This window comes from Halomicrobium sp. HArcel3 (assembly GCF_058933135.1).
Window position 1 is genome coordinate 1 of record NZ_JBZYDN010000016.1, and the last position, 8,602, is coordinate 8,602.

Below are 8,602 nucleotides of genomic sequence, written 5' to 3' on the forward strand. Positions count from 1 at the left end.
ACTTCTTAGGGCAACCTCAACCCATTCACCATGACGTGGTGACTCGGTAAACGCAAATTCCCATGCTTCGCGACGGTCGAACAGCTCATTAAGAACCCTATCTCGATAGTCTCCATACATAGATCCAACACCGAAACCGATCCCCATCGTTAGTAGAACATGGAGAAGATAGACGGAAATGAGAAAAGGTAACGAGAGTTGCTCGATCTGGGTTCTGGATAGTATATTCAACCAGTTGTGGGCTCTCGTACTAACGGGCTCAAGTCTCGGGTAAAGGACCCCAGATAACATATACAACGCTAGAATTGACACTCCACTAAGAGTAGTGCTATAAACAACAAGGCGGATACGAGAGAGTGAGTTCTGGAGGTTAGCTCTCTTATAGAAGAATCTAAGACCGATGAGACCAGGCGCAAGTAGGAATATCAGAGTGACTAACGTAATGGGCACCCTGGTACCAGTTTGCATTGTCAACAGCGTATGACTGATTGAACAATAAGTTTCTCAATTGAGCCACCGTCTTTGCCAGTTTCATGAGGGATGTCACTTGAATAACTGATCGGGCAGGTCTTTCACCGGCTCTTGCGCCGCTATATGTTCGATTGTATCACAATTAACAGATTCGGAATCTTTCATCTTGGATAAATCGGGTTGTGTAGCGCTCCTCCTCAAGTCGGTTGACAATGGAACTCTGATATTGGTGACGCCTGTGTCTTCTTCGCCGGCATATCCTCCATTCTATGCGTCCATGATTGGTGGGTGGAAGTAAAGACGTATGCCGAATCGGATTCCCCATCCCACATTTTCTGCGGGCTTCATGCGGGGTGGTACGGTGTATTTTGATGATGTGGCCTTAGCCACACCTCTAAAGCGGAATATAACCCACCGGGTTGGATTCGAAGCGGCCAGGCTCTCGGCTCAGTGGCCAGTCCATGCTCCTCGAGATCGTCGCCGTGGCTGGGACGGCGAGAAAGCGGCGAAAATAGCGGTGTTTTCGGGGTGTAGAACAGTGATGCCTCTATCCAGGCCCGGCGCTACCCGGTGTTCAGGAACCGCCAAGCCTGGCCGACACTCCCGTCGGAGAATCGTACGGTTGCCTGTCGGAACCGTTCTTCTGGCAGTTCGGCGTCTGTCCACACCCGGAATCCCTCGCGGAGTGACTCGCCGGCCTTCGTGATCGTCTTCGTCCCATCAAAGCGGAGCGTCATCTGGGCCTCACGGGCGTCATTCACGTCGACACCGTGCCGGGCGGCCCATGCGATGAATGCGCTCATCGTCTCGCCCAGCCCACGCTCAGCGGCTTCTGCGGCCTTTGCTGTCGTCTCAACAGCCCGTCGGGTCGCATCGCGGGCCTCTTTCACTGCCTCGTGAACCATCTCCGCAACGTACTTCGACCGGAGCTTCACGTCGGCGTACTCACTTACGACGAGATCCTCCATCTCTCGGAGTGCTCGCCGCACACTCTCGACGTGACGGCCGTACTGGTCCGCAATATCGCCTGGCGACACTTCGCCCCCGTCCGTGACCAGCATCTCTAGAGAGTCCCATTGTACCGGCGAGAGCCCGTCTGAGAGGTGCCGCACGACCACACTCTCCTGTTGTTGCTCGACTCGGGTCAGGTCCAGCGTCACCGGGTCAGGGCCGGAGTGATCCACCTCGGGGTCGAAGTACGCATCCTCAATGAACGGTCCGTCACCGTTTCCCGGCGCGATATCGAGACCTGCATCGGCCAGCACCGATAGCACAGTCTGGTCTAACTCGCGCCGGAGGCGGTCCACATCCGTCCATCGGACGGATTCATCGCGGTCGAGTAGCGACACCTGCAACGATGCACCGATCTTCGGATGTGCCAGCGGGTGATCATCCGGGACGCCGAGGGCTTCCCTGGCGTAGTAGTGTTTCACCTCTTTCGGCAGCGAGTGGTCGGGGAACGCCTCGCGGATCCGTCGTTCATCCAGAGTGGCCGTGTGATAGTAGCCCGGGAGATTCCGCCCGCGTTCATCGTCGTCGTTTTGGACGATTTTACGGTAGCCCTGGCGGTCTGATTCTAAGAGGTGACCCATCGCCGCGAGTGGCCCATCACGCCCATGTACGGGGCCGCTGGCGTCCTTGTGGACCCGCACGTACCGCTCGGCATCCTGAATGTTACTGAACTCGTGGGGTTCCTCGAAGTACTTGCCCGCGACTCCGATCCCGATGGCCGCCCGCCGGAGTAGCTTGGGATACCGGTCGAAACCGATGTTCGACCCCTTGATACGGACGTTCACACCCTCCCCGAAACCGTCTGGCACCGGGATATCTACCCGCGTTTCGTCGTCTCTCTCACCCTGCATCCCCGGCCAGCGCGGCGCGACGTGTGCGACGAAATCTTGCTGGCCGGCATCGTCTTCGGACGGGTGGCGGGCGACTTTCAGGCGGTACTCGCGCATCTTATTCAGTCGCCACTCCGTCCCTTCCGGGGTTCGGTCTCCGGGGTGGACGATGTTGCTTGACTGGTAGCTCAGACGCACGACCCACTGCTCACCCTGGTCGATGAACTCTGCACTCCGTGACCCCTCACCGGCCTTGACCTGGCTGTCCATAGCGAAGAAAGGCGCGAGCCCATGGCTATTGAACAGCAAATTGGCCGTGAGTTCGTGAGGGGCCAGCCCTATCGTTCGCATCGACCTCCGTCGGTCGCGACCGCGTCATCTGGCCCGAATCGGCGGGGTCGTGAGTACACTGCGCGGTCGCCGGGTTCGTCGACGGCCGGCCGGTCCGGCCAGGCCGTCTCCACCGGCGGCAGGTCCCGAGATTCGGTACGGGGTTCGAGACGCTCCGGCCGATCGCCGATCTCCTCCAGGACTTCCTCGCGCTCGTCGAGCGCCTGAAGGATGCCCGGTCGAGGCCCTCCGCCATTACCCCGAGCAAGCCGGCGCTCGACAGCCTTCCAGGCCCGGACTACCTCGATGCGGTCGATGCTCTCGATGCGGGTCCGGACCAGTCGCTCACGGTCGCGATTCCCGAGAATGGACCAGTCGAGCCATCGAGCGGGATCTTCACCGAGGCGCTTGCGCAGCTGTGGAAACCGCTCACGATTGCGAGCGCTACCACCCTGCATCATGTACCCTCCACTTCGGCGACAGCCCGCTCGACTTCGCGCTGGGACTCCGTGATAGGCTGCATCTTTCCCCAGTCCCACGGGATGCTCTTGGCCCGCTGAACGTCGTAGAGGCAGGAAGCACGGACGAACCGCGTCATGCGAACTCCCCCACTGAGCGCTGGGCGGTGTCGCGCGTCTCACCGGACTGGTACTCCGCACCACCGACAGCGTCGTCCCAGTCCGCCCGGTGGTTCAAGTACATCTTGAGTACGAACTCCCACCGGGACCAGCCCGCTGGGCGCTTGTACCGGTAGCAATACGCCAGCGAGTCCGTGCTGGCGATTTCATCAACGATGTACTCCGAGGCGTAGGCCGCCCGGTCGAGCCCGAACGCGTGCAACTCAACCGAGGGGAGAACCTCACGGACAGTGGCAACGATGTCCTCGCAAACCTCTACATCGGCCCGACCGCACATAGTCCCGATGCCCACCCGGTCGGTGACGAGACCGTAGTCGGCCAGCAACTGCGCGTGCTCCCGGTAATCTGCTGGTTCCCAGCCCTGCACGACGGCGACCGGTTCCGCAGTAATCCCGTAGTCGTCGTGGAGGTCAGCACACTCGATGTGGGCGGCTATCGTCCGCTCTTGTTGCTCATCGACACTCCACCCGTGATGCTCGCGTACGTCCTCCTCGCAAACGTAGTCACGCCAGGCATAGTAGCGGGGTTGGAGTCGACCGATATCGTGGACGTACGTGTCTGTGGACTCGGGATAGTCCGCGTGGCCCTGTCCGATTGGCGACGGCGCGAACATCGAGTACGCTCCCGGATCGATCATGAGATCGTAGTTGTGCCAGCGGCCGTCTGGCTCCGAGAGCATGGTCTGATAGTTGACCAGTATCCGCGACGGGCGGGGGCCTTCGAGCCACCGCTGTGCCTGCGCCAGCATCTTCCGCGAGGCACCCGAGGCGGCACCGGCCCAGAACTCGGACGTCATGCGCTCTCCCCCTTCAGCCGGTCGCGAGCCCGGCGTAGCAGGTTCCCGACAGTGCCCTTCGAGCGGCCGGTCTTCCGCGCGTACTCACGGACGCCAAACCCGTCCTGCTCGATGGCCTGGTAGACCTCACGCTGCGCGTCCGAGAGGTCTGATAGGTCCTCCTCGAACTCGATGAGTCGGGCCTGGTGTTTCACAGTCGCTCACCTCCGTCGCTTCGGGCCTCTACACGGTGGCCCTGGGCGCGTTGCGGCTGTTCCTCCGGGTCAGGGTAGTCGACATCCAGGCCTGCGGCGGTCCCCTCGAAAATGCGCGGCCAGGAGTCGCACGCGGGGCACCGATGGGCGACGTTCTCCTCGTCGCCGAAGGTACGTCGGTAATCCCGCGAGACGTGGGCGCCGCAGTGCTGGCAGGTTCCGCGATCTCCCTCGCCGCCAGAGAGTCGCATCACCGCCACTCACCCCCGAAACACTCAGGATTGCCACACAGCTTGTAGTGCGGGTAGTACGCGGCTATCGGAACGTCCGTGAAATCGCAATCTCCCCGGTAGTCAGCTTCCGGACAGGCGGGCGTCGGTTCGTCCGCGTCCGGGTCCTGCCGGTGAAGCGTGTCAGCATACTGCGACCGATTGCGGACCCCAGTCTGGGGAAGGTCTGATTTCTCGCGCGAGGGGGTCTGGCTCACGCGGACCACCCCCTCGAAAACCGGCAGTAGAAGCGGTAGAAACGGCCGCTTCCTTTATTGTGGGTATGGGACCACCCGGATTTTGATAAACCGGGTTTCTGGGCTTGTCGCTGGTGGTACGATACGGTTCTCTCTCGTGGTGATTGCTGGGTTCATGGTTCGGCTGTATCGGGGTCGAAAGACAGGTTCGTAAGGTACGGAATCCGGCGCTGCAGCATCTGTTTCAGCGGATCCTCGACGTCGTAGTGTTCGTTGATGACGTCTACGCTGGCGTTCACCCGGCCCGCGACAACCTCGACCGGCAGGCCGCGGTTCCGCATCCATGTGATTGAGCCGGTTCGAACTTTGTGGGGACTTCGCGACGAGGGGCACTTGCTCGCGGCGTTATAGTCGATGTACTCGCAGGTCTCCGGGTCACGATCGTGAGGACAGGGACCGACGTTGCACGGAAGCGTGGCGAGGTACATCCAGCCCCGGATAGTGCCCGATGCCGGGCGGCCCTGCTGGGACATGAGTAGCGGCTGCCGTCCGGAGCTATCGTGCGAATCTATCCGGTGCTCATCGAGATAGGTCTGAACGACGTCGGCGACCTCGGGTAGCAGCGCTACCGGACGCTCTCCGTCCGGCCCGTTCTTCAGCGGCGTTCCGGTCTCAGGCCGGTGCTGAAACTCGACGTAGTAGGCGGACTGGCGCTCGCCGTCCTCGAAGCTGTACTCCTTGAAGTCCCGGACGTCCAGGGCCCGCAGGCCACCGATTCGGGCGCCGGTGTGCCACGCGAGTTCCAACAGGACGTGACCGCGAGTCCCGTACTGCTCCGACGAGTCGCGGTAGTGCGCCAGTAGCTTCGTGGCTCGGTCGTGCGAGAGCCGCTCGTCGTTACTCCGCTCGCCCTTCGGGACGTCGGGAATGTCTACCTTCTCGTGAAGGCCTTCCTCGACGACCTCGATCTTTTCGAGGTACTCCAGCCACAGCCGCAGCGTCTGGAACTCGTTTTTCAGCGACGCCATTGACGGCTCCTTGCTCCGCCGGTGTGTCTCAAAAGACTCGAGATCCCAACCGGAGAGGTCGGCGACACTCTCGATGCCCTCGCTCTCCGCCCACTCGACGAACAGCTTCAGCCGGTAGTAGTACGTCGTGACCGTCTGGTCGCGGCGCTGAACGCGGAGCTTGTCGAGCCACCGGTCACACGCCTCTCGCGGCGAGAGGTCCGGCGGGTCATGGTTGCTGCCCGCCATCACTGTAAGCGGCCTTCGGAGCTCATCGATCGCCTCCGGGGCACTGCGGACAGTCGTGTCTCTTGAGACCGCCGCGCGTCGTGCGAGCGACGAGACGGGCGCCACAGTTGGGACAGAACCGGAATGTGGCGCTCACGCGGCCCCCACCCCGGTTTCACCGGCCCGCTGGTGGGCCTGGAAGTGTGCGGTCAGGGCCTCCTTGACGTCGGTGAACCGCTCTCCTTCGAACTCCTCGCCGCAAACGCGGCAAGTGAGAGTGCAGTTCATGGACCCTCCGTACCGTCGTCGTCACTCTTTTCGTCGCCCGTTTCGTCCGAAAAGCTGGGGGCAGCGTCGGGATTGCTGGCAGGCATCTTACGCCGCCCCCTCCTTTCGAGAGTTCTCGCCGTTCTCGTCCACGCATAGCACCGGGTCATTGCACTCGAAGGGAGTGCTTTCGTGCTCGCGGATGATGTGGCGAAGGTACTGCGAGTAAGTCATTCCGTGCTCATCGGCCTCTTCAGCTATCGTCTCGTCCATTTCCGTTGGCATCGACACGGAAACGGACAGGCTTCTGGTAGGCATGCATTGCTAATCAATTAAGCCTCGCTTGATATAGTTAACGGTGCTTAGTATACCACGGCGTATATCTCGTTAGCGCTGGTATAATGCCTGCGACTATTGATAATTAATTTAGCAAGGATGACTAAGCGCTATTCGGGCGATTGGATGGTCCTCGCCGACGATAGGATACTGGAGTATCTAAGCGAGGAAGAGGCCGCTAGCCCGTCAGAAATGGTCAAGAGCGGGTTTGTTCGCTACTCAAACGGATATATCTCTCAGCGGTGTTCCAAGATGGTCGAGCATGGATTGTTGAACCGCTATGGCAGCGGAGTTTACGCCATCACAGATCGTGGGGAGAAGTATCTGAAGGGGGAATTAGATACTTCCGTGGACTCACAAGACCGAATTGAATCGTCCAGCGATAACGGCTCGAACTCTGGAAACAACCACGAAGAAGCCTGATATATGCAGCGGAGAAAGTCGGCGTTCTGGATGAAACAGCTCGACGAGAGAATACTAGAAGTGCTGGAGATGGAGGGGTGGTCCACACCGTCAATTCTTGCCCGTGAGCGCGGCTTTTGCGCGTCGGAGGGTCATATCCGGGAGCGGTGCCAGATGCTCCAGTATGCTGGCCTCATCGCGCCGATCTCTGGCGACATGTATGAACTTACAATTGACGGGATTCACTACCTCGACGGGAAGATAGATGCTAGATATCGGCCCTGGCCAACGGTTGAGCGTGCGCTTCAGAGATGAGAATTTGATTATTGATTCAATTTAGGGCTTCATCTGCTTTAGTGCTAAACGAGGATCCCTTTTGCACCCCTTCCTTAATCTCTCTCTCTTTTATGGATTCTTCTTGGCCAATTTCTTCCACTAAAGCCATTATCTGCTCAAAAGCGCCTTTATTAATCTGATTTGGGCCTGTTATCGTGGACAATTTATCCAATATGTCTGAGTAGTGGTTAGACTTGTCGTGGATTCTCCAAGATGCTGAAGGGGTGACTCGATATAAATCAGAGAGTCTATCTACAGCCTTAGCCATCATGTCGTCAGTAATGCATATCACGTCCAAATTTGCTACATCAATAACGCTGTTTCTGAACTCTCGGAGATCGTGGACGAACTCATTCTCGTTAAATTCGTGAGCTATGAAGATATATCCCATTAGATTATAGTCACTCGAAAAATCGTCCTCGACATACTGACGAAACCGTCTAACGTAGCGACCTGCCTTGTCTTGCTCTTTCGATATCTTGAAATCGCCGGAATAGCACTTTGCTTCCACCAGATATGCCTGATCTTCAAAGATAGAATAACCATCTGGCTGCTCTGAACCACCCGCCTGAAGGGTCAGGGCGTACGGAAATAAGATATTCAAAAACTCATTCCCAAGCCGTTCAAATTGCTGATTATAATTCCGACCAAATCGGGACTTGGACTCAGAATTCACAGTCGCTTTATTTGTTCTGTGAAGCTTCGTGTACCAAGAAGTATCAATAGTGGGCCGGGGAGCGGCGGTTCCAGAATTTCCGATTGGTTCAATGCCCTGCCTTGTTACAAGCATTCGACCGTCCTCCAGCCCGGCTAGAAAATTTGATATCTCTTCTCTCAAGTCCTCCGACTCATCTACAACCTCGGGCAAACTATCCCAACTTACGAATACGTCATTATAATTTGGGAAAACATGAACTATGGACTCGAAATTGAAGAATGGAGAGATATGGAGATATTGTTCCTCACTCGGAGAAGGCTCAAGATCAATTGCTGCGATGTCCTCTAATTCTACTCTATTATATTGTATATCAAATTCGTAAAAGGACTCTCCAAGAAGGTCCTCCAAAATGTCCGGATATGATTTGGAATAGTATTTTACGACATCTGGTGATGATGAGTCACCTGGAAGCTCCGCACCGCATTCACAAGATCCAGGCATCGAATCTTGTGTATAATACTTATCACACCCACCGCAGATGTATATAATATCTTTGCCAAAGATCTCCTCTTCACAACCTCTTTCGAGTATTTCGATATCAGATTCGTCTCTATCGGCTTTTCGGAGAACGC

The 8,602-nt window shown here is 57.6% G+C and carries 12 protein-coding genes; 2 read left to right on the plus strand and 10 right to left on the minus strand.

What is annotated here, in order from left to right; genetic code table 11:
* Positions 1 to 1,034: 1,034 nt before the first annotated feature.
* The 9 genes from AC5FRV_RS20700 to AC5FRV_RS20740 all read right to left on the minus strand — a co-directional run bounded on the left by AC5FRV_RS20700 (position 1,035) and on the right by AC5FRV_RS20740 (position 6,511).
* Positions 1,035 to 2,663, minus strand: a complete 1,629-nt coding sequence (locus AC5FRV_RS20700) for a DUF7845 domain-containing protein (protein WP_493562979.1) — start codon at positions 2,661 to 2,663, stop codon at positions 1,035 to 1,037.
* On the minus strand, positions 2,651 to 3,100 hold the full coding sequence (locus tag AC5FRV_RS20705) for a hypothetical protein (RefSeq protein WP_493562980.1): 450 nt from the start codon (positions 3,098 to 3,100) through the stop codon (positions 2,651 to 2,653). The genes AC5FRV_RS20700 and AC5FRV_RS20705 overlap by 13 nt, the downstream gene beginning before the upstream one ends.
* The gene (locus AC5FRV_RS20710; protein WP_493562981.1) at positions 3,100 to 3,240 is read right to left on the minus strand and encodes a hypothetical protein; all 141 of its coding nucleotides are present in this window, start codon (positions 3,238 to 3,240) and stop codon (positions 3,100 to 3,102) included. Before AC5FRV_RS20710 ends, AC5FRV_RS20705 begins: the two co-directional genes overlap by 1 nt.
* A complete protein-coding gene (locus tag AC5FRV_RS20715) occupies positions 3,237 to 4,076 on the minus strand; it encodes a deazapurine DNA modification protein DpdA family protein (protein ID WP_493562982.1) in 840 nt (279 codons plus the stop codon). The genes AC5FRV_RS20710 and AC5FRV_RS20715 overlap by 4 nt, the downstream gene beginning before the upstream one ends.
* Positions 4,073 to 4,270, minus strand: a complete 198-nt coding sequence (locus AC5FRV_RS20720; RefSeq protein ID WP_493562983.1) for an RNA polymerase sigma factor — start codon at positions 4,268 to 4,270, stop codon at positions 4,073 to 4,075. The genes AC5FRV_RS20715 and AC5FRV_RS20720 overlap by 4 nt, the downstream gene beginning before the upstream one ends.
* Positions 4,267 to 4,521 carry a DUF7563 family protein gene (locus AC5FRV_RS20725; protein WP_493562984.1) on the minus strand — a complete coding sequence of 85 codons (255 nt, stop codon included), beginning with the start codon at positions 4,519 to 4,521 and terminating at the stop codon, positions 4,267 to 4,269. Before AC5FRV_RS20725 ends, AC5FRV_RS20720 begins: the two co-directional genes overlap by 4 nt.
* A 388-nt stretch (positions 4,522 to 4,909) precedes the next feature.
* Positions 4,910 to 6,097 carry a tyrosine-type recombinase/integrase gene (locus tag AC5FRV_RS20730; protein ID WP_493562985.1) on the minus strand — a complete coding sequence of 396 codons (1,188 nt, stop codon included), beginning with the start codon at positions 6,095 to 6,097 and terminating at the stop codon, positions 4,910 to 4,912.
* 27 nt (positions 6,098 to 6,124) lie between these two features.
* Entirely contained in the window at positions 6,125 to 6,259 is a 135-nt protein-coding gene (locus AC5FRV_RS20735) for a hypothetical protein (protein WP_493562986.1), read from the minus strand.
* Positions 6,260 to 6,346: 87 nt separating this feature from the next.
* Positions 6,347 to 6,511, minus strand: a complete 165-nt coding sequence (locus AC5FRV_RS20740) for a CopG family transcriptional regulator (RefSeq protein ID WP_493562987.1) — start codon at positions 6,509 to 6,511, stop codon at positions 6,347 to 6,349.
* A 189-nt stretch (positions 6,512 to 6,700) separates the two neighbouring features.
* On the opposite strand from AC5FRV_RS20740, the gene AC5FRV_RS20745 reads away from it, so the two are divergent.
* Positions 6,701 to 6,997, plus strand: a complete 297-nt coding sequence (locus AC5FRV_RS20745; RefSeq protein ID WP_493562988.1) for a winged helix-turn-helix domain-containing protein — start codon at positions 6,701 to 6,703, stop codon at positions 6,995 to 6,997.
* Between the two features lie 30 nt (positions 6,998 to 7,027).
* Complete coding sequence (locus AC5FRV_RS20750) at positions 7,028 to 7,291, plus strand: hypothetical protein (protein ID WP_493562989.1); 264 nt, start codon at positions 7,028 to 7,030, stop codon at positions 7,289 to 7,291.
* Between the two features lie 16 nt (positions 7,292 to 7,307).
* Here AC5FRV_RS20750 and AC5FRV_RS20755 read toward each other — a convergent pair.
* Positions 7,308 to 8,602 (minus strand): restriction endonuclease FokI C-terminal domain-containing protein (locus AC5FRV_RS20755; RefSeq protein ID WP_493562990.1); only part of this gene is annotated, 1,295 nt, incomplete at its 5' end.